Annotated in this window: 20 protein-coding genes; 10 read left to right on the plus strand and 10 right to left on the minus strand. The window is 67.0% G+C overall.

The genetic code is table 11. The features are described 5' to 3' along the window. Positions 1–103 precede the first annotated feature (103 nt). Genes BST15_RS16075 through BST15_RS16095 form a run of 5 tightly spaced genes read left to right on the plus strand, consistent with a single transcriptional unit; the run spans position 104 to position 5,243 of the window. Positions 104–889 carry a 2-keto-4-pentenoate hydratase gene (locus tag BST15_RS16075; RefSeq protein ID WP_046190941.1) on the plus strand — a complete coding sequence of 262 codons (786 nt, stop codon included), beginning with the start codon at positions 104–106 and terminating at the stop codon, positions 887–889. 20 nt (positions 890–909) lie between these two features. Continuing rightward, positions 910–1,842, plus strand: coding sequence for an acetaldehyde dehydrogenase (acetylating) (locus BST15_RS16080; RefSeq protein ID WP_046190940.1), 933 nt, complete (start codon positions 910–912; stop codon positions 1,840–1,842). Continuing rightward, positions 1,839–2,867: a 4-hydroxy-2-oxovalerate aldolase gene (dmpG, locus tag BST15_RS16085; RefSeq protein ID WP_046190939.1), complete on the plus strand. Its 1,029-nt coding sequence runs from the start codon at positions 1,839–1,841 to the stop codon at positions 2,865–2,867. The genes BST15_RS16080 and dmpG overlap by 4 nt, the downstream gene beginning before the upstream one ends. 7 nt (positions 2,868–2,874) lie before the next feature. Beyond that, positions 2,875–4,953 (plus strand): RecQ family ATP-dependent DNA helicase, encoded by a 2,079-nt coding sequence (locus tag BST15_RS16090; RefSeq protein ID WP_046190938.1) that lies wholly within the window; start codon positions 2,875–2,877, stop codon positions 4,951–4,953. A gap of 20 nt (positions 4,954–4,973) precedes the next feature. Next, the gene (locus BST15_RS16095; RefSeq protein ID WP_046190937.1) at positions 4,974–5,243 is read left to right on the plus strand and encodes a heme-binding protein; all 270 of its coding nucleotides are present in this window, start codon (positions 4,974–4,976) and stop codon (positions 5,241–5,243) included. Here BST15_RS16095 and BST15_RS16100 read toward each other — a convergent pair. The 4 genes from BST15_RS16100 to BST15_RS16115 are packed head-to-tail and all read right to left on the minus strand — an operon-like array spanning position 5,218 to position 8,278. Then, a complete protein-coding gene (locus BST15_RS16100) occupies positions 5,218–5,937 on the minus strand; it encodes an EthD domain-containing protein (RefSeq protein ID WP_046190936.1) in 720 nt (239 codons plus the stop codon). The genes BST15_RS16095 and BST15_RS16100 overlap by 26 nt on opposite strands. A gap of 12 nt (positions 5,938–5,949) precedes the next feature. Then, positions 5,950–6,891, minus strand: coding sequence for a TIGR03619 family F420-dependent LLM class oxidoreductase (locus BST15_RS16105; RefSeq protein WP_046686423.1), 942 nt, complete (start codon positions 6,889–6,891; stop codon positions 5,950–5,952). Then, the gene (locus BST15_RS16110) at positions 6,888–7,346 is read right to left on the minus strand and encodes a nuclear transport factor 2 family protein (protein WP_046191026.1); all 459 of its coding nucleotides are present in this window, start codon (positions 7,344–7,346) and stop codon (positions 6,888–6,890) included. The genes BST15_RS16105 and BST15_RS16110 overlap by 4 nt, the downstream gene beginning before the upstream one ends. Continuing rightward, complete coding sequence (locus tag BST15_RS16115; protein WP_046191025.1) at positions 7,343–8,278, minus strand: IclR family transcriptional regulator; 936 nt, start codon at positions 8,276–8,278, stop codon at positions 7,343–7,345. Before BST15_RS16115 ends, BST15_RS16110 begins: the two co-directional genes overlap by 4 nt. Before the next feature lie 95 nt (positions 8,279–8,373). On the opposite strand from BST15_RS16115, the gene BST15_RS16120 reads away from it, so the two are divergent. Genes BST15_RS16120 through BST15_RS16130 form a run of 3 tightly spaced genes read left to right on the plus strand, consistent with a single transcriptional unit; the run spans position 8,374 to position 11,434 of the window. Beyond that, positions 8,374–9,504, plus strand: a complete 1,131-nt coding sequence (locus BST15_RS16120; protein WP_046191024.1) for a hypothetical protein — start codon at positions 8,374–8,376, stop codon at positions 9,502–9,504. 2 nt (positions 9,505–9,506) lie between these two features. Continuing rightward, positions 9,507–10,289, plus strand: a complete 783-nt coding sequence (locus BST15_RS16125; RefSeq protein ID WP_046191023.1) for an SDR family oxidoreductase — start codon at positions 9,507–9,509, stop codon at positions 10,287–10,289. Further along, positions 10,289–11,434: a sulfotransferase family protein gene (locus BST15_RS16130; RefSeq protein WP_046191022.1), complete on the plus strand. Its 1,146-nt coding sequence runs from the start codon at positions 10,289–10,291 to the stop codon at positions 11,432–11,434. Before BST15_RS16125 ends, BST15_RS16130 begins: the two co-directional genes overlap by 1 nt. A 96-nt stretch (positions 11,435–11,530) precedes the next feature. Here the strand turns inward: BST15_RS16130 and BST15_RS16135 are convergent, their stop codons facing one another. Together BST15_RS16135 and BST15_RS16140 are read right to left on the minus strand one after the other, a co-directional pair. Further along, the gene (locus BST15_RS16135) at positions 11,531–12,007 is read right to left on the minus strand and encodes a hypothetical protein (protein WP_046191021.1); all 477 of its coding nucleotides are present in this window, start codon (positions 12,005–12,007) and stop codon (positions 11,531–11,533) included. A gap of 10 nt (positions 12,008–12,017) precedes the next feature. After that, positions 12,018–13,181 (minus strand): 3-ketosteroid-9-alpha-monooxygenase, oxygenase component, encoded by a 1,164-nt coding sequence (locus BST15_RS16140; RefSeq protein WP_046191020.1) that lies wholly within the window; start codon positions 13,179–13,181, stop codon positions 12,018–12,020. A gap of 110 nt (positions 13,182–13,291) precedes the next feature. Here BST15_RS16140 and BST15_RS16145 point away from each other — a divergent pair, with 110 nt between their 5' ends. Continuing rightward, complete coding sequence (locus tag BST15_RS16145) at positions 13,292–13,825, plus strand: gamma carbonic anhydrase family protein (protein ID WP_046191019.1); 534 nt, start codon at positions 13,292–13,294, stop codon at positions 13,823–13,825. Positions 13,826–13,859: 34 nt separating this feature from the next. Here BST15_RS16145 and BST15_RS16150 read toward each other — a convergent pair whose 3' ends face one another. From BST15_RS16150 to BST15_RS16165, 4 genes are all read right to left on the minus strand, one after another. Next, complete coding sequence (locus BST15_RS16150; RefSeq protein WP_046191018.1) at positions 13,860–14,270, minus strand: nuclear transport factor 2 family protein; 411 nt, start codon at positions 14,268–14,270, stop codon at positions 13,860–13,862. 69 nt (positions 14,271–14,339) lie between these two features. Continuing rightward, complete coding sequence (locus BST15_RS16155; RefSeq protein WP_046191017.1) at positions 14,340–15,512, minus strand: thiolase domain-containing protein; 1,173 nt, start codon at positions 15,510–15,512, stop codon at positions 14,340–14,342. Next, entirely contained in the window at positions 15,512–16,576 is a 1,065-nt protein-coding gene (locus BST15_RS16160; RefSeq protein ID WP_046191016.1) for a thiolase domain-containing protein, read from the minus strand. Before BST15_RS16160 ends, BST15_RS16155 begins: the two co-directional genes overlap by 1 nt. A gap of 8 nt (positions 16,577–16,584) precedes the next feature. Next, positions 16,585–17,577 carry a Zn-ribbon domain-containing OB-fold protein gene (locus tag BST15_RS16165; protein ID WP_046191015.1) on the minus strand — a complete coding sequence of 331 codons (993 nt, stop codon included), beginning with the start codon at positions 17,575–17,577 and terminating at the stop codon, positions 16,585–16,587. Between the two features lie 58 nt (positions 17,578–17,635). Here BST15_RS16165 and BST15_RS16170 point away from each other — a divergent pair, with 58 nt between their 5' ends. Further along, the gene (locus BST15_RS16170) at positions 17,636–18,667 is read left to right on the plus strand and encodes an LLM class F420-dependent oxidoreductase (RefSeq protein WP_046191014.1); all 1,032 of its coding nucleotides are present in this window, start codon (positions 17,636–17,638) and stop codon (positions 18,665–18,667) included. The last annotated feature ends 100 nt before the right edge of the window (positions 18,668–18,767 follow it).

Below are 18,767 nucleotides of genomic sequence, written 5' to 3' on the forward strand. Positions count from 1 at the left end.
AACGGCCTCGTCTCAAGTGTCGGCGCTTTTAGAACACGTTATAGAATTACCGCTGAACGGCACGTTTTCACCCGCTCACCACCACCCGAGGGGACCATCGAAGATGCTCAGCGCCCAGATCCGTGAGGAGCTCGCTGCCGAGTTGGCGCAGGCGGAGCGCAGCCGGGTTCCGATCTCGCCGCTGACTGCGGCCCAGCCCGGGATCGACGTCGTCGACGCCTACGAGATCCAGCTGATCAACATTCGCCAGCGGATCGCCGAGGGCGCGCGCGTCGTGGGACACAAGGTCGGCCTGTCCAGCGAGGCGATGCAGCAGATGATGGGCGTCGACGAACCGGACTACGGACACCTGCTCAACGAGATGCAGGTGTTCGAGGACAAGCCGGTCAAGGCCTCGAACTACCTGTACCCGCGCGTCGAGGTCGAGGTGGCCTTCATCCTGGCCAAGGATCTGCCGGGGGCGGACTGCACCGAAGATGACGTGCTGGCCGCCACCGAAGCGTTCGCCCCGGCGATCGAGCTGATCGACAGCCGGATCAGCGACTGGAAGATCAAACTCTGCGACACCATTGCCGACAATGCCTCCTCGGCGGGATTCGTCCTGGGCAAGCAGCGGGTGAAGCCGGGAGACATCGATATCAAGGGCATCGATGCCTCGTTGACCAAGAACGGTCAGGTGGTCGCCGAAGGTCGCAGTGACGCCGTGCTGGGCAACCCGGTCACCGCGGTGGCGTGGCTGGCCCGCAAGGTGGAGAGTTTCGGGGTGCGGTTGAAGGCCGGCGACATCGTGTTGCCCGGCACCGCTACCCGGGCCATCGACGTCCATGCCGGCGACGACTGCGTCGCCGACTTCACCGGGCTGGGTTCGGTCCGGCTGGTTTTCGAATAGATTCGAATAGAGGAGCTTTCATGGCTGCTAAGGCCTCAGTCGCGATCGTTGGGTCGGGCAATATCAGCACCGATCTGTTGTATAAGTTGCTGCGTTCGGAGTGGCTGGAGCCGCGCTGGATGATCGGTATCGACCCCGAGTCCGAGGGCCTGGCCCGGGCACGCAAGCTCGGCCTGGAGACCTCGGCCGAGGGGGCGGACTGGCTGCTGGCCCTGGATGAGAAGCCGGACTTCGTGTTCGAGGCCACCAGTGCTTATGTGCACAAGGCGTACGCGCCCAAGTACGAGGCGGCCGGTATTCGGGCCATCGACTTGACGCCGGCGGCGGTGGGCCCGGCGGTGATTCCGCCGGCGAACCTGCACGAGCACGTGGATGCGCCTAACGTCAACATGATCACCTGTGGTGGGCAGGCCACCATCCCGATCGTGTACGCGGTCACCCGCGCGGTCAAGGAGCAGGGCGGCACGGTGCCTTATGCCGAGATCGTCGCCAGCGTCGCCAGTGTGTCGGCCGGCCCCGGTACTCGCGCCAACATCGATGAGTTCACCAAGACCACCTCGGCGGGTGTGCAGACCATCGGTGGTGCGCAGCGCGGCAAGGCGATCATCATCTTGAACCCGGCTGACCCGCCGATGATCATGCGCGACACCATCTTCTGCCAGATCCCCGAGGACGCCGATCGGGATGCGATCACCGCGTCCATCAAGGACGTCGTGGCCCAGGTGCAGACCTACGTGCCCGGCTACCGGCTGCTCAATGAGCCGCAGTTCGATGAGCCGTCGCTGAACTCCGGTGGGCGCGCGGTGGTCACCACGTTCGTGGAGGTCGAGGGAGCCGGGGATTACCTGCCGCCGTATGCGGGGAACCTGGACATCATGACCGCCGCCGCCACCAAGGTCGGCGAGGAGATCGCCCGCGAGATGGCCGGTGCCACTGCTGGAGGAGCGAAATGAGCGACCACATCTTCGACGTGCGGATCACCGACACCTCGCTGCGCGACGGGTCGCACCACAAGCGGCATCAGTTCACTCTCGAAGAGGTCGGCGCGATCGTGGCCGCCCTGGATGCTGCCGGGGTGCCGGTGATCGAGGTGACCCACGGTGACGGGTTGGGCGGGTCGAGCTTTAACTACGGGTTCTCCAAGACCCCGGAACAGGAGCTGATCAAGCTGGCGGCGCAGACCGCCAAAGACGCCAAGATCGCCTTCTTGATGCTACCCGGGGTCGGCACCAAGGAGGACATCAAGGAGGCGCAGGACAACGGTGGTGCGATCTGTCGAATCGCCACGCACTGCACCGAGGCCGACGTCTCCATCCAGCACTTCGGCCTGGCCCGTGAGCTGGGACTGGAGACTGTCGGGTTTTTGATGATGGCCCACACCATCTCTCCGGAGAAGCTGGCCGCTCAGGCCCGGATCATGGCCGATGCGGGTTGTCAGTGCGTGTATGTGGTGGATTCGGCCGGTGCGCTGGTGCTCGAAGGCGTGGCCGACCGGGTGTCGGCACTGGTCGCTGAGCTCGGCGATGACGCGCAGGTCGGTTTTCACGGGCATGAGAACCTCGGGCTTGGGGTGGCCAACTCGGTGGAGGCGGTGCGTGCCGGAGCCAAGCAGATCGACGGTTCGGTGCGCCGCTTCGGTGCGGGTGCGGGCAACGCCCCGGTGGAGGCGTTGATCGGGGTGTTCGACAAGATCGGCGTCAAGACCGGCATCGACTTCTTCGACATCGCTGATGCCGCTGAGGACGTGGTGCGCCCGGCGATGCCCGCCGAGTGCGTCCTGGACCGCAATGCGCTGGTGATGGGCTACTCGGGGGTGTACTCGAGCTTCCTCAAGCACGCGGTGCGCCAGGGGGAGCGCTACGGGGTGCCCGCCCACGAGTTGCTGCTGCGGGTCGGTCAGCGCAAGCTGATCGGCGGCCAGGAAGACCAGCTCATCGACATCGCGCTGGAGATCCAGCGGGAGCGGGCCGCGAAATAATCGCGGCATGACCACACGGCCACAAGCCCAGGCAATCCTGGAACAACTGGCCGGACCGCAGGCGCGGCTGCGCGACGACCAGTGGGCGGCGATCGAGGCGCTGGTGGTGGCGCGCCGCCGCGCCCTGGTGGTGCAGCGAACCGGTTGGGGCAAGTCCGCGGTGTACTTCATCGCCGCGAAGCTGCTGCGGGCCGGCGGACACGGTCCGACGGTGATCGTGTCGCCGCTGTTGGCGCTGATGCGCAACCAGGTCGCCGCCGCGGAACGGGCCGGTGTGCACGCGGCCACCATCAACTCGTCCAACGTGACCGAATGGGCGGACGTGCAACGCCGAGTGGCCGCCGGTGAACTCGACGTGCTGCTGGTCAGCCCGGAACGGCTCAACAACCCCGATTTCCGCGATCAGGTGTTGCCGGCGCTGGCCGCCAAGGCGGGGCTGGTCGTGGTCGACGAGGCGCACTGCGTGTCGGACTGGGGCCACGACTTCCGGCCCGACTACCGGCGCATCCGCACGCTGATCGCCGAGCTCGGCGCCGACATCCCGGTGCTGGCGACCACGGCGACGGCCAACGACCGGGTGGTCGCCGACGTCGCGGGCCAGCTCGGGGTCGGCGGTGGCGACACGCTGGTGCTGCGGGGCGGCTTGGACCGCGAGTCACTGCGGATGTCGGTGGTGGCCGCCGGCGGACCGGCCCAGCGAGCCGCCTGGATCGGCGCACACCTGGACCAGCTGCCCGGATCCGGGATCGTCTACACGCTCACCGTGGCCCAAGCCCACGATGTGGCCGCTGACCTGCGGGCACAGGGATTCGCGGTGGCCGCCTACACCGGTTCGACCGACTCGGCCGATCGCGAGCAGCTCGAGGCCGATCTGCTCGCCAATCGGGTCAAGGCGCTGATCGCCACTTCGGCTCTGGGTATGGGATTCGACAAGCCCGACCTGGGTTTCGTCGTCCACCTGGGTGCGCCGTCTTCTCCGATCGCCTACTACCAGCAGGTCGGTCGGGCCGGTCGCGCCACGTCCAGCGCCGAGGTCATCCTGTTGCCCGGCACCGAGGACGCCGACATCTGGCGTTATTTCGCGTCGCTGGCCTTCCCCCCGGAGTCCTTGGTGCGCAAGGTGATCGGCCAGCTATCGCCCGACCAGCCGCTGTCCACGCCGGCATTGGAGGCTCGGGTTGACCTGAATCGGTCGCGGCTGGAGATGGTGCTCAAGGTTCTCGACGTCGACGGCGCGGTGCGCCGGGTCAAGGGCGGCTGGCTGGGAACCGGTGCCGAGTGGACCTACGACGAGCAGCGCTACCGCACGCTCGACGAACTCCGCCGGGCTGAGCAGCAGGCCATGCTGGACTACCAGCGCACCGACGGTTGCCGGATGAGTTTCCTGCGTGCCCAGCTCAATGACCCCCAGCTTCAGGCGGGGGAGCGTTGCGGGCGGTGCGACAACTGCGCCGGACAGCGGTTCGATGCCGAAGTGGATGCCACCGCCACCGCTGCCACCCTTGAGCGGTTGATGCGTCCCGGAGTGGAGATCACGCCGCGGCGGCAGTGGCCGTCGGGGCTGGCGCAGCTCGGCGTGGACCTGTCCGGGCGGATCTCCGATGGACCCGAGCCCGGCCGGGTCATTGGCCGGCTCACCGACCTGGGCTGGGGGGCCCGGCTGCGCCGGCTGCTCGACGAGCCGGACCAGCAAGTGCCCGAGGAGGTGGTCCGCGCCGCGGTCAGTGTGCTGGCCGGCTGGGAGTGGAAGCTGAGGCCGACCGCGGTGCTGGGTCTGGATTCGGTGACGCATCCTTTGCTGATCGGTTCCCTGACCGACAGGTTGGCGCAGCTCGGCCGCCTGACCCGCTTGGACACCTTGAGGTATGCGCCGAATCGTCGCACCACGACGGCGGCGAACTCCGCCTACCGGGTCGCCGCCCTGCAGGGATGCTGGCTTCCGCCGGACCTTCCCGCCGACGTCGGACCGGTGCTGCTGGTCGACGACGTGACAGACTCCGGATGGACGCTGACAATGGCCGCCCGGGTGGTGCGCGCCGCCGGCGCGCCGCAGGTCCTGCCGTTCGCTCTGGCCAGCGTGTCCTAGAACGCGCGTACCGTCGAGTGATGAGCGGTATTACTCGAGCAATCGCGGTCGGCGTGCTGAGTGTGGCGGGGGTACTGGCGCCGGTGGCCAACGCCGCGCCGCAGCAGTGTGACCAGACCGTCGGGAACTCTGTCGACGCGTATTTGACGCGGCATCCCGACGTCAAGAGCACCTTGTCGCATCGGGGGCAGCAGGAGGACCCGGGTGCCCCCGATCCGGTGCTGTCCTATCTGCAGCGCCACCCCGACGTACGCCAGGCGTTGATCACGCTGTCTCAGCAGTGTGTGTGACGAACGGCGTCCGGAACACGTAGCGGCTGGTGGGCACCGTGTCGATATTCAGGTGGGCGCCGAACGCGCTGACACTGGCGACCATCCGGCCTACCCGATCGGTGAGGTCGGCCTGGTCGGCCGCGCCATAGAACGCGTACGGGTCGGACACCGCCTCATCGGGGAAGTTCTCCTCGACGATGGCGTCGATACCGGGCGCGTCCTCGGTGAGGGCGCGGATCACCACGTTCTGGGTGTAACCGAATGTCGCCTGGGTGTCGATCGCCACCGGGGTGTGGTCGATGTGCCAGCGATGTAGCCACGTCGCCTGGTCGAGATCGGCGGGCCGGCGCAGTAACGCCACGTTGGCCAATCCGCGTGTGCGGCGGCCTTCGCCTGGGTCCGGCGGGGGCATCGGCATGGACTCGGTCACCAGATACGCTGCCGCCGAGTCGGATTCGGACCTGATCAGGGCTATGGCGGCCTGGGTCGCCTCGCCGTAGTACTGCTGGGTCCACAGGCTGATGATCGCCGCCGCCGGCGGGTCCAGTGTCGTCAGAGTCATCATCGAGTCGCGCACCGGCTCGTCGCGGACATTGACCACGACCCCCGGAAGCCCCAGATCGAGCAGTTTCGCCGCGATCGGGCCGCGCAGCTTCTGGCACCACGCGTCGCCGAAGTCGGCGGCTTGCGCCACGATCATGACCTTTTCCATCGATGTCTCTCCTTAACCGGTTGCGGCGCGGAACGCCTCGACGAGTTCGCTGAGCAGATCGGTGGCCCGGCCGATGTCCTTGGGCAGCGAGCAGGTGACCCGCACGTCGGTGACCCCGGCGGCTACCAGTGCCGGTGCCGAGGCTGCGGTGGCATCGGTGTCCAGCGAGCCGTCCGCGTTCTTGGCGGTGGTCGCGTGGCCCAGGACCTGCAGGCCGGTCGGATCGCCGCCCAGCGCGGCGATGCGGTCCCGCATGTCCGCGATGGCGCCGGCGGGGTCACGCATCGCCGGGCCCCACGGGATCCAACCCGACCCGAATCGGGCCAGTCGTCGGGCTACCGCGTCGTTCACGGTGCCGCTCACCCAGATCGGAACTCCCCCGGGCGCAACGGGTTTGGGCATCTGGTGAATATTGCCGAAGGACAGTTCCGGGGAAGCGTAGGTGCTGCGCTGCTGAGTCCACAGCGCCTTACATACCTCCAGGGTGTGGTCCAGGAGTCGGCCACGGCGTTCGAACGACAGGCCGGCCGCTTCGTACTCCTCACGCTGCCAGCCCACGCCCACACCCAGATCCAGCCGGCCGCCGGACAGCACATCCAGGGTGGACAACTCCTTGGCCAGCACCGCCGGCCGCCGCAGGGCGGCCAGCAGCACCGCGGTGCCCAGGCGGATGCGGGTCGTGGTGGCGGCCAGCGCGGTCAGCACGATCAGGGGGTCCAGCCACTGGCCGTCGGGCCCGGTGGGCTGGCGCCCCCCGGCGATCCCGCCGAGCCGGGGATCGGCATAGGCGTCCGGGTTCTCCCCGAACACGACGTGGTCGGAGACCACCACCCGATCCACACCCGCGGCATCCATCGCGCGGCCCAGTGCCAGCGTGGCACTCCAGTCGTGGTCGGGGTCGTCGGTGAAGGTCTTGAGCTGAAAGGAGATCTGGGGCTTGGAAGGCGACGTCATGAGCGCACCCGTCCGGCCGGCAGAGACTCGATCGCGTCGATGATCAAGCTGCGCTGCGCAATTCGCCAGCCCTGCTCGGTGCGGTGATAGACGTCGCGGTAGTGCAGATGCCAGACATGATCGGTGAGCGTGCCGTGGCGCTCGATCCAGTGATGGGCCACCCCGGTGATCTCCCCGGTCGCCACCGTGTCGGTCGATGAGGCGGCGTAGACCTCGCCGAGAATGCCGTGGTGGGTGCGCGTGACCGCGGCCAGCCCGGACATCGCAGCGCGCACACCGTCGTGGCCGCGGTGGTGCACGCCGGGCTCCAGCTGGTCCGGCGGTTCGGGCAGTATCAGTTCGGCATCGACGGTAAACAGTTGGGCCACTTCATCGAATCGACGAGCATCTACGTGCGCGGCATAGCGATGCACGAGTGCCGACAGCTGGAGTTGATCGGCGACCGACAACATCATGGGGCCGAACCTAACAGTGGTGCGGGTTTGATCCCGCCGAGTTGTCCGGTCAGCGCATCGGCGGTCCGCAGCACCCCGCGTGCCCACTTGGTGATTTCGTTGTCGGTCAGCGCGCGCTGGGCATGCAGGGAGACCACCATCGCCTGGCGTTGATGGTGGTCATACACCGGTGCCGAGATCACGCTGATGTCGTGGCGCCCGCGGCCGCCGGCCTCACCGCGCAGATAGACGCGCTCACCGATGTCGGACACCAGTTCGCCGAGCAGCGCTCGCAGCTCGTCGGGCAATTCACTGGACAGGCCCGCCATCAACGAGTAGAGGCGCTGCCCGCCCGGAGTCAGCCGCTCGACCAGATAGCCGTCGGCGCGGCATTCGGAGACGACGCGTTGCAGTCGCTCACTCTCCGACCGAAGCGGGATGGTGGGCGCCCGGGCGAGCCAGTCCCGCAGGGCGCTGTCGTCCCATAACACGAACATCAGCCCGACCGGAGGAGCGAACGGGTAGCTCTGGCCGGCCTGTACACCCAGATGTGCGTTCGGGGCGGCGACCAGCTCCAGCACGGTGATGCGGTCGTCGACCACCGCGCTCAGTGCCGCGGAGGTGGCGAAGTCCGCGGACAGCCGCCGCAACAGCTCACGCGCCTCGGGGCCGACCCGCAGTGCCTGCTGGGCTGCTCGGCCGAGCGAGATCAGCGCCGGCCCCAGCCGGTAGGTCTTGTCCGGCTCATCGCGTGTCAGGTAACCCGCATCGGCCAGGGCTGTGGCGATGCCCAGGCAGGTGGGCTTGGCCAGGCCGGTGCGGCGGGCGAGTTCGGAGAGGCCGAAGCACTGGTCGGGATGACGGGCGAGGAAGTCCAGAACCGTCACGACGCGTTCGGTCGGGGGAGAGGACCGCACGGCCTGTCGGGAGACCTCGTGTCCAGGCGGAGCCATTGCAGCATGCTACCGCGACGTCTACAGTCAGTTCGAGATATCTACCACGTCGATCCAATATTGGACCATTTGACGATCTGAGAGGTGTTGCACCGATGTACTCCGAACCCCTGTCGGCCGCGATCGCCGAGGCGGAGAAGCTGGTAGCCGCGGCTCCGCACATCGAGACCGAGGCCGACCTGCTCGAGGGCCTGCAATACCTGGCCGGTGGCGTAGAAGCCTGCGTGCACGCCGCATTCAACGGGGAGCGTGACCACCCGTTCCTCATGTCGGGCACCGGGCCGTTCACCAAGATGGGATTGGACAACCCCGACACGCTCTACTTCGGGACCGTGGTGCGCCCCGGCAACGACTACGTGGTGCGCGGCACCCGTGGAACCACCACCGACCTGAGTTTCCAGCTGCTCGGCGGCGGCGAGTACACCGACGACAACGTCCCGGTCAGCGATGCTGCCTTCGACGACCGCGAACTCGACGTCGCCGAGGACGGAACCTTCACCTGGCGGTTCCAGCCCACGAAGCCGGCGCAGCTGGTGATTCGCGAGGTCTATAACGACTGGGCTGCCCGCCGTGGCACCCTGGCGATCTCGCGAACCGACACCGTGGGCACCGCGCCGCCGGCGCTGACCCGTCAGCTGATCGAGAAGCGTTATGCAGCAGCGGGTAAGCAGCTGATCAACCGGATCAAGACCTGGCTGGCGTTCCCGCAGTGGTTCTACCTGAACCTCCCGGTGAACACCATGGTGGCGCCGCGGCTCACGCCCGGTGGGCTGGCCACCCAGTACTCGTCGGCCGGGCACTACGAGCTCGAGCCCGGTCAGGCCCTGGTGATCACCCTGCCCGTGTCCGATGCCCCCTACCTGGGCTTCCAGCTGGGCAGTCTCTGGTACATCTCACTGGACTACATCAACCACCAGACGTCGCTGAACGGCACTCAGGCTCAAGCTGATCCGGACGGCAAGATCCGGATCGTGGTGTCCGACACCAACCCCGGCGTCACCAACTGGGTGGAGACCCTGGGCCACCGGCGCGGATTTCTGCAGTTCCGCTGGCAGCGAGTGTCGCGGCCGCTGACCGAGGCCGATGGTCCGACCGTTGAGCTGGTGGACGTGGACCAGGTGCAGTCTGCGCTGCCGTTCTACGAGCACAACAAGATTTCCGAAGAAGACTGGCGCGCGCGTATCGCGTTGCGGCAGGAGCAGATCGCAAACAGGATGTTGGGGTAGAGATGACCGGATTGCTGACAGGCAAAGTCGCGGTGATCAGCGGGGTCGGGCCGGGGCTCGGCAGCACGCTGGCGAACAGGTTCGCGGCCGAAGGCGCCGATCTGGTGCTGGCGGCTCGTAGCGCGGATCGCCTTGAGGAGGTGGCGAAGCAAGTCAGGGCCGCCGGTAGGCGGGCGCTGGTGGTGCCGGCCGACATCACCGACGACGAGCAGGTCGCACGCTTGGTGGAGGCGGCCACGGCCGAGTTCGACCACATCGACGTGTTGATCAACAACGCCTTCCGGGTGCCGTCGATGAAGCCGCTTGCGCAGACCTCGTTTCAGCACATCCGCGATGCGATCGAGCTCAGCGGGCTCGGCGCGCTGCGCCTGACGCAGGGCTTCACGCCCGCGCTGGCCGCCGCCAACGGCGCCATCGTCAATCTGAACTCGATGGTGATCCGGCATTCCCAGCCCAAGTACGGCGCCTACAAGATGGCCAAAGCCGCGCTGCTGGCGATGTCACAGTCTTTGGCCTCCGAGTTGGGCGAGCAGGGGATCCGAGTCAACTCGGTTGCACCCGGGTACATCTGGGGTGACACCCTGCAGAGCTATTTCACTCACCAGGCCGGCAAGTACGGCACCACCGTCGACCAGATCTATGCCGCCACCGCGGCCAACTCCGACCTGAAGCGCCTGCCCACCGAGGACGAGGTGGCTTCCGCTGTGCTGTTCTTGGCCAGTGACCTGGCCAGTGGGATCAGCGGACAGGTTCTCGACGTCAACTGCGGGGAGTACCACAACTGATGACCGCTCGTACCAATGTCGGCACCGTCGACGATCTGCACGCCTCAGCCACCAAGATGGTGGGTCTGGACGACTTCGGCCCCGACGACGATAACTACCGCGAAGCGCTCGGGATCTTGCTGGAGTCCTATCGCACCGAGGCTGACCTGACCGAGCTGGGCAGCAAGATGAATCGTTTCTTCTTGCGCGCTGCCCTGGTTGCCCGGTTGCTGTCGCAGGCCGGCTGGAATGCCAACCCCCAGTACGTCGACGTCGCCATCGAGCGGCCGATCTTCGTCACCGGGTTGCCCCGCACCGGAACCACTGCGCTGCATCGCTTGTTGGGTGCCGACCCGGGTCACCAGGGCTTGGAGATGTGGCTGGCGGACTTCCCGCAGCCGCGGCCGCCGCGCGACACCTGGGACACCAACCCGGTGTATCGGGAGATGGCGGCCCAGTTCGCCCGGCACCACGACGAGAACCCGGACTACACCGGACTGCACTTCATGACCGCCGATGGCCTCGAGGAGTGCTGGCAGTTGCTGCGGCAGTCCCTGCACTCGGTGTCCTATGAGACGCTGGCGCACCTGCCGACCTACTCGCGCTGGCTTTCCGAACAGGACTGGACTCCGGTCTACCAACGGCACCGCCGCAATCTGCAGCTGATCGGTCTCAACGATCCGGACAAGCGGTGGGTGCTCAAGAACCCCAGTCACCTGTTCGCGCTGGATGCGATCATGGCGGTCTACCCCGATGCACTCTTTGTGCAGTGCCACCGGCCGGCCGAGACCATCATGGCGTCGATGTGCTCCCTGGCGCGGCACACCACCGAAGGCCACTCCAACACCTTCGTGGGCGCGCGGATCGGTGCCGACGAGATGGAGACCTGGGCTCGGGGTCTGGAACTGTTCAACAGCCAACGCGCCAAATACGATCAGGCGCAGTTCTGCGACATCGACTACAAGGACTTCGTCGCCGACCCGCTGGCCACCGCTGCGAGCATCTACGAACGATTCGGCCTGTCGCTGTCCGATGAAGCTCGCCAGGCCATGGCCGACGACTACGCCGCGAGCAAGACCGGTCCGCGGGCTCCCAAGCATGAGTACTCGTTGGCCGACTATGGCCTGACTGCCGAACAGGTGCGGGAGCGCTTCGCCGGGCTGTGAGCCGGTGAATCCGGCCGGGCACTCATCGAGTGTGCGGTTTGGTCGGTCAAAGACGCGATCTGCCAACCAAACCGCACTCTCGGCGGAGAGAACGAGCTAGTCGATGCCGTCACCGGGCGGAGGAGCGCTGGAGCGCTCCTCCAGATGTCCCTCGGCGACCGCGTGCGTGATGCTCTTGGACAGCCGTGGGCAGCCGCGGCTTCGGCTGCTGGTGTGGCCGGCCTCGCGTTCGGCCGCGAAGAACGCGCACCGCTTCACCGCCGCCGAATTCCACTGCACCGACGTGTATCCGGGACCCAGCTTCTTGACCTCGACGGTCGCGGTGCAGTGCCGGCATTCCACCGGCATCAGACCCGAATGCAGGTAGCGGTCGGTATCCCGTTCGGTCGCAGCACGAATCGCGTCGAGCTGCTCTGGGCGATCCGGGAACAGCGGGTGCCGTGAGTAACGGGTATCGGGGCCCGATTCGTCGTCGTCGGACCCGTGGCCGTGTTCGTGGTGGTCGTCGTGGCCACCGGAGAACATCAGCATGGACCGGGCCAGCTCGCCGGCGTCGGGAACCTCGCGGGCCATGGGGTCAGACCTACTCCGCGTTGACGGTTTCTGAAGCCTTGGCTTCCTCTTCCTGCACGCGCAGATTCTCGGCGACCTCGGCGTTCCACTTCTCGTTGGCGACCGTGGCGTCGATCTCGATCTCGTAGCGGTCGGTCATCTCCGCGGTCACATCGGCAGCGTCGACGTAGAACTGGGAGTACCACCGGCGCAGCTGGTAGACCGCCCCGTCCTCTTCGACCAGCAGGGGGTTCTCGATCCGGCTCTTGTGGGTCCAGATCTCGACATCCTGCAGGAAGCCCTTGCTGACGCCGTCGGTCATGGCGTCGGCGATCTTCTCCGTGGTGGCGTCGTCCAGGCCCTTGGGCTTCTGCACGATGACGCCCCACATCAGCCGGAACTGGTCTTGGCTGATCGGGTAGTGGCAGTTGATCAGGATGGACTCGGCTTTGAACCCGCCATAGGTGTTGTGCAGCCAGTTGATCATGAACGACGGACCGAAGTACGAGGCCTCGGAGTCCAATTCCGAACCGCCGTAGCTGGTGCCCAGGCCCGGGACGTCGGAACGCCCGACATTGTGCAGGTACTGCGAGGCGATGTGGCCCTCGAAGACGTTCTTGAACGACGTGGGCAGGCCGTAGTGGATGTAGAAGAAGTGCGCGAAATCGGTGACGTTGTCGATGATGTCGCGGCAGTTGGAGTCGATCACCATGGAGTTCCAGCGCCAGTCGGTCCACTCGCCGCTGGACCACTCGGGGATCTCCGGGATCCGCACCTCGTCCGGTGGCGGGTTGCCCTCGGGGTCGTTGTACATGAACAGCAGGCCGCCGCGAACGTCGGTCGGGAAGGACTGGGTGCGCGCCACCCGCGGAGTGCGCTTGGAGTAGGGCACCAGCTTGCAGCGGCCGTCGCCGCCCCAGCGCCAGTCGTGGAACGGGCAGGCGACCTCGTCGCCCTTGACCTCGCCCCGGCTCAGGTCGCCGCCCATGTGGCGGCAGTAGGCGTCGAGCACGTGCAGTTCGCCCTGGGAGTCGGCGAAGACCACGAGCTTGGCACCGAAGGCATGGATGGAATGTGGCTTGCCGTCCTGGAAGTCCTTCACCGGGCCCAGGCAGTGCCAGCCACGCGCGTAGCGGTCCGGCAGTGTTCCGGTATCGATGTGGCGGACGCCGACCTCGGCGTTGTCAGTGCTCACCTGTTGCCTCCAACCCTCTGCTTCTAACTAGAACACGTTACAGTTTTGACACGTGTTTGCGCAATAAACCCTGCTGGTTCGGGGTCTTTGGTCCCTGGTATATGTGGACGATGCAGTTGTTCTCCTTCAATGGTCGGTCACCCAAGATCGACCCCACCGCGTTCGTCGCACCCACCGCCACGCTGATCGGTGACGTCACCATCGAAGCGGGGGCCTCGGTGTGGTTCGGCGCGATACTGCGCGGCGACGACGCGCCGATCGTGGTGCGTGAGGGTGCCAATGTGCAGGACGGCTCGGTGTTGCACGTGCCGCCGGGCGTTCCGGTCGACATCGGCCCGGGCGCGACGATCGCGCACATGTGCCTCATCCACGGCGCCAACATCGGTTCCGAGGCGTTGATCGGCAATCACTCGACCGTGCTCGACGGCGCGGTGATCGGCGCTCGCAGCCTGATTGCGGCCGGCTCGACGGTGCTCGCCGGGACCAGGATCCCGGACGGGGTGCTGGTGACCGGCGCGCCTGCCGTGGTCAAGGGCCCGATCGCCGGAACCGGTGCCGAGGTGTGGATCAACGCCAATCCGCCCTACTACCGCGACCTCGCGAAGCGGTATCGCGAAGGGATGGAGCCGGTCGCCGAGCAGTGACCGGTCCGGCGGTGCAGCGCCTAGATCGTGCTGCCTAGATCTTGCGTGCCGTCTTGGCCGCGCGGTCCAGCTCCCAGTAGGCGCGCAGCGCGACCAGTTCACCCTTGTCGTTGGCTCGGTAGGTGAACACACCCTCGGTGACGATCTGGTGGCCGCCCAGCGTGATGGTGATGTTGCCGGTGTTGGCTTCCTCGTCGCCGCATTGGAACGTGTCGGAGAAGTTGAACTCGATCTTGTCGGTGCTCGCGATGGCCTTGTCCCAGAACGCCGAGATCTCGTCGCGGCCGCGGTGGCCCTTGCCCTCGGGGTCGAAATGCGACGGACCGATGGGGTCCTGAACGATCGCGTCGTCGGCGAAGTTGGCCAGCCAGGCTTCCTTGTCGCGGGCAGCTACCGCGTCACGGGAGCGCTTGCCCGCAAGGTGGGCGGGGTGATCTGCGTTCATGCGGGTGTCCTCCTCAGTTGGCGGGCTTGATGCGACGGTCCAGCTTCGGCTCTCCTTCGTCGAGCCTCGCTAACCGCCGGGCTTGTCGGCGCCGACAACCCACATCGAGTAGTACTGCGAGCCGCCGCCGTAGGCGTGGCCAAGGGCCTTGCGGGCATTCGGAACCTGGTGGTCACCGGCCTTGCCCATCACCTGGATCGCCGACTCGGCGAAGCGGATCATGCCCGAGGCACCGATCGGGTTGGACGACAACACGCCTCCGGAGGCATTGAACGGGATCTTGCCGTCGATCGCGGTCTCGCCGGCCTCGGTGAGCTTCCAGCCCTCACCTTCGGGAGCGAACCCGAGATTCTCCAGCCACATCGGTTCGAACCAGGAGAACGGCACATACACCTCGGCGCAGTCGATCTCGTCGATCGGGCTGGTGATACCGGCTTCCTTCCACAGGGCCGCCGCAGCGTCTCGGCCGGCCTGCGGGTTGACCTGATCACGACCGGAGTAGGCCAGTGGCTCGGTGCGCAGGGCGGTGGCGTGGATCCAGGCCACCGGATGCCCCTCGGCGATCCGCGCGTCAGCGATCTCCTCGTTGCCGATCACCATGGCGGCGGCACCGTCGGAGGACGGGCAGGTCTCATCGAATCGGATGGGATCCCACAGCATCTGGGAGGCCATCACCTTCTCGAGCGTGATGTCCGGTTGATGCAGATGCGCCAGCGGATTGCGGGCTCCGTTGAGCCGGTCCTTGACCGCGACCATCGCTCCGATATGCGTCGGCGCGCCGGAGCGACGGATGTAGGCGCGTACGTGCGGGGCGAAGTAGCCACCGGCGCCGGCTCCCACCGGCTTGGTGAACGGCACCGGAATGCTCAGCGCCCACATGGCGTTGGACTCCGACTGCTTCTCCCAGGCCATGGTCAGCACCCGCCGGAACTTGCCGGACTTCACCAGGCTGGCGGCCACGACCGCGGTCGAGCCGCCCACTGAGCCCGCGGTGTGCACCCGGATCAGCGGCTTGCCGGTGGCGCCCACGGCGTCGGCCATGAACAGCTCGGGCATCATGACGCCCTCGAAGAAGTCCGGAGCTTTACCGACCACCACTGCGTCGATGTCGTCGAACGTCGAGCCCGAATCGGCCAGCGCGCGATCGATGGCCTCGCGCACCAGGCCGTTCATCGACACGTCCTGGCGCTTGGCGACGTACTTGGTCTGCCCGGTGCCCAGCACCGCAGCGAGCTGGCCCATCAGTTGCGTCCTTCCATCACCGCGACCAGGTTCTGCTGCAGCGCAGGTCCGCTGGTGGCGTGGGCCAGTACTCGGCCCGCCGAACCATTGAAGATGTGTTGTGCGGCAAAGCCGATGCGCTCCAGTCCCGCGACGAACATCGGATTGGCCGCCAGGGCGCCGCCGGAGGGGTTCACCTTCGTCTTCGACGGCAACTGCATGGCTTCGGTCAAAATCAGGTGCTGATGGGTGAACGGCGCGTGGATCTCAGCGACGTCCACCGCCGGCATGTCGTCGCCGGTCGCCGCGCGAGTCGAGACGGAGGTCGACGGGGAGCGAGTCAGGTCCCGGCTGCCCAGCACCGGAGACTCGATGCGGTGCTCGAATCCGGTGATCCAGGCCGGGTTTTCGCACAGTTCACGAGCCCTGTCGCCGGCGGCCAGAACGATCGCGGCCGCGCCGTCGGTGATGGGTGCGATGTCGTGCCGGCGCAGGGGGTCGGCGAAGAACGGGCGTGCCAGCAGCTCGTCGAGGTCGGTCGAGGACTCCACCGAGTCCACCCGGTCTGAGGCGGCGAATGAATCCATTGCCACCCGGGCCATCTGCTCGCGGGTCCACTGACCGCTGTCCAGTCCGAGCCGGGCCTGCAGCGCGGCGATCGAGACCGCGTCCGGCCACAGCGGCGCGACGGTGTACGGATCGGTCTGCAGCGCCAGGATGCGGCGCAGTTGGCCGGCCGAGGACTTGCCGAAACCGTAGGCCAGGGCGGTGTCGACCTCGCCGGTCAGCACCTTGATGTAGGCCTCATACAGCGCCCACGCGCCGTCCATCTCCACGTGCGACTCGTTGATGGGCGGGACTGCGCCGATCGAGTCGATCGCTGAGATGAAGGAGAATGCGCGTCCGGCAAGGTAATCCGACGAACCCGAGCACCAGAAGCCGATGTCGGTCTGGGCGATCCCCAGGTCGGAGTACAACTGCGCGAAACACGGCATCAACATCTCGACGCCGTTGGTGGTGCCGTCGGTGCGGCGAACGTGCGGGGCGTGGGCGAAACCCACCACCGCGACATCGCGTTGCGTCATGCTGCCCCTCACAGGTGGTGCTTGTAGGTGTCGTAGTCGGCGTCCGGTTCGCCGGTGGGCCGGAAGTATTCGATGTTGTCGATGCCCAGGCCCCACTCCTCGCGGGGCTTCCACACCGCCGCCACGCGCATGCCCATGCGCACCTCGTGAGCGTCGATGTCGGACACCAAGTGCAGGAACGGAATGTCGGCACCGTCGAGCAGCACGTAGGCGGCCACATACGGCGGCTTGATGCGCTGCCCTGCGAACGGGATGTTGATGATCGCGAACGTCGTCACCGTGCCGGTGTCGGGCAACTCGACGAAGTTGTCCAGCGGCAGGCCGGTGGCCGGGTCGGCCTCCTTGGGCGGGAAGTACAGCTTGCCCTCGGTGCCGGTGCGGGCCCCCAGCAGTTTGCCCTCCTGCAAGGCGCGCAGATACGCGCTTTCGGGCAGTGATGCGGTGTGCTGGATCTCCAGGCTGGACGGGACGACCACCATGGTCACCGGGTCGCGCTCGTCGGGGACATCGGCTACCGGCTCGGCCTCGTCACCGATCGCGAAGTAGGCGATGTCGGTGATCGCGCCGACGGTCTCCTCTGCCCAGTGCGCGTGCACCCGGGTACCGGCGCTGATGGCCTTGGGGTTCTCGGCGGCCACGGCGTGCAGCAGCGGCACGTCGGCGCCGTCGAGCTTGATCAGCGCCCAGGCGAACGGGCGGTCCAGTGGCTGCCCCTCCAGGGGCTCCGGCTGCCATGACCACGAGACCACGGTGCCCACACTGGCCACCGGTACGATCTCGGTGAGCTGTTCGTAGCTGACCGGGTCGTACTCGGCCGGCGGCACGTACACCCGACCGTCGGATCCCCGGACGCCGACGATGCGGCGCTCGCGCAGAGCGGTGAAGAACGCTCCCAGTACTGGGCCGACTGAACGTGTGTAGTCGAAGGACAACTTCAGCGGCGCAGAGAGGGGCGGCTCATGCTCATCGATCTGCGCGCGGGTGCTTTGGCTGGCAGTCACGGCATCGAGTAGAACAGGTTCTAACAATGGTGGCAAGCAGGCGAGCGAGGAGCCAAGGATGAAGCTGGGACTGCAACTCGGATATTGGGGCGCGCAGCCGCCGACCAACCACGCCGAACTGGTGTCCGCGGCTGAGGATGCGGGGTTCGACGCCGTCTTCACCGCCGAGGCGTGGGGCTCCGACGCCTACACGCCGCTGGCCTGGTGGGGTTCGTCGACGTCGCGAGTCCGGTTGGGTACCTCGGTGGTGCAGCTCTCGGCGCGGACCCCGACCGCGTGCGCGATGGCCGCCCTGACGCTGGACCATCTGTCCGGTGGCCGCCACATTCTGGGCCTGGGTGTCTCCGGGCCGCAGGTGGTGGAGGGCTGGTACGGGCAGCGTTTCGGCAAGCCGCTGGCCCGCACCCGTGAGTACATCGACATCCTGCGCCAGGTGTGGGCCCGCGAGGCCCCGGTGACCAGTGCCGGCCCGCACTACCCCCTGCCGATCAGCGGCGAGGGCACGACTGGGCTGGGTAAGGCCCTCAAGCCGATCACCCACCCACGCCGGGCCGACATCCCGGTGATGCTCGGTGCCGAAGGCCCGAAGAACGTTGCGCTTTCGGCCGAGATCGCCGACGGCTGGCTGCCGATCTTCTACTCCCCGCGGCTGGCCGACATGTACAACGAATGGCTGGACGAAGGCTTCGCCCGTCCGGGCGCTCGCCGCACCCGGGAGACCTTCGAGATCTGCGCGACGGCCAACATCGTCATCACGCCCGACCGCGCCGCGGCGTTCGCGGCCATGAAGCCCTACCTGGCTCTCTACATGGGCGGTATGGGTTCGGAGGACACCAACTTCCACGCTGAGGTCTACCGCCGGATGGGCTATGGCGAGGTCGTCGACGACGTGACCAAGTTGTTCCGCAGCGGGCAGAAGGACAAGGCCGGCGAAGTCATCCCCGACGAGCTGGTGGACGACGCCGCGATCGTGGGCGACATCGACTACGTCCGTGAGCAAATCAAGGTCTGGGAAGCCGCGGGCGTCACCATGATGGTGGTCACCGGCCGCAGCACCGAGCAGATCCAGCAGCTGGCCTCGCTGGTCTGATTCGGGGTGGCCGGCTGACTAAGGTCAGCCGGCTGCCCGGCTAGCTGTGATGTCCAGGGAGGTTGTCCCGCACGGTATCGGTGAGCCTGTGTGACAGGGA

The sequence above is a fragment of the Mycolicibacter arupensis genome (assembly GCF_002086515.1).
GTDB lineage: Bacteria > Actinomycetota > Actinomycetes > Mycobacteriales > Mycobacteriaceae > Mycobacterium > Mycobacterium arupense.

Bases quoted from the DNA above. Each gene is read 5' to 3' on its own strand.
- BST15_RS16110 (WP_046191026.1), bottom strand. From the start codon at position 7,346: ATGATGTTGTCGGTCGCCGATCAACTCCAGCTGTCGGCACTCGTGCAT.
- dmpG (WP_046190939.1), top strand. From the start codon at position 1,839: ATGAGCGACCACATCTTCGACGTGCGGATCACCGACACCTCGCTGCGC.
- BST15_RS16115 (WP_046191025.1), bottom strand. From the start codon at position 8,278: ATGGCTCCGCCTGGACACGAGGTCTCCCGACAGGCCGTGCGGTCCTCT.
- BST15_RS16150 (WP_046191018.1), bottom strand. From the start codon at position 14,270: ATGAACGCAGATCACCCCGCCCACCTTGCGGGCAAGCGCTCCCGTGAC.
- BST15_RS16135 (WP_046191021.1), bottom strand. From the start codon at position 12,007: ATGGCCCGCGAGGTTCCCGACGCCGGCGAGCTGGCCCGGTCCATGCTG.
- BST15_RS16100 (WP_046190936.1), bottom strand. From the start codon at position 5,937: ATGGAAAAGGTCATGATCGTGGCGCAAGCCGCCGACTTCGGCGACGCG.
- BST15_RS16160 (WP_046191016.1), bottom strand. From the start codon at position 16,576: ATGACGCAACGCGATGTCGCGGTGGTGGGTTTCGCCCACGCCCCGCAC.
- BST15_RS16090 (WP_046190938.1), top strand. From the start codon at position 2,875: ATGACCACACGGCCACAAGCCCAGGCAATCCTGGAACAACTGGCCGGA.
- BST15_RS16130 (WP_046191022.1), top strand. From the start codon at position 10,289: ATGACCGCTCGTACCAATGTCGGCACCGTCGACGATCTGCACGCCTCA.
- BST15_RS16075 (WP_046190941.1), top strand. From the start codon at position 104: ATGCTCAGCGCCCAGATCCGTGAGGAGCTCGCTGCCGAGTTGGCGCAG.
- BST15_RS16145 (WP_046191019.1), top strand. From the start codon at position 13,292: ATGCAGTTGTTCTCCTTCAATGGTCGGTCACCCAAGATCGACCCCACC.
- BST15_RS16095 (WP_046190937.1), top strand. From the start codon at position 4,974: ATGAGCGGTATTACTCGAGCAATCGCGGTCGGCGTGCTGAGTGTGGCG.
- BST15_RS16080 (WP_046190940.1), top strand. From the start codon at position 910: ATGGCTGCTAAGGCCTCAGTCGCGATCGTTGGGTCGGGCAATATCAGC.
- BST15_RS16105 (WP_046686423.1), bottom strand. From the start codon at position 6,891: ATGACGTCGCCTTCCAAGCCCCAGATCTCCTTTCAGCTCAAGACCTTC.
- BST15_RS16155 (WP_046191017.1), bottom strand. From the start codon at position 15,512: ATGGGCCAGCTCGCTGCGGTGCTGGGCACCGGGCAGACCAAGTACGTC.
- BST15_RS16120 (WP_046191024.1), top strand. From the start codon at position 8,374: ATGTACTCCGAACCCCTGTCGGCCGCGATCGCCGAGGCGGAGAAGCTG.
- BST15_RS16170 (WP_046191014.1), top strand. From the start codon at position 17,636: ATGAAGCTGGGACTGCAACTCGGATATTGGGGCGCGCAGCCGCCGACC.
- BST15_RS16125 (WP_046191023.1), top strand. From the start codon at position 9,507: ATGACCGGATTGCTGACAGGCAAAGTCGCGGTGATCAGCGGGGTCGGG.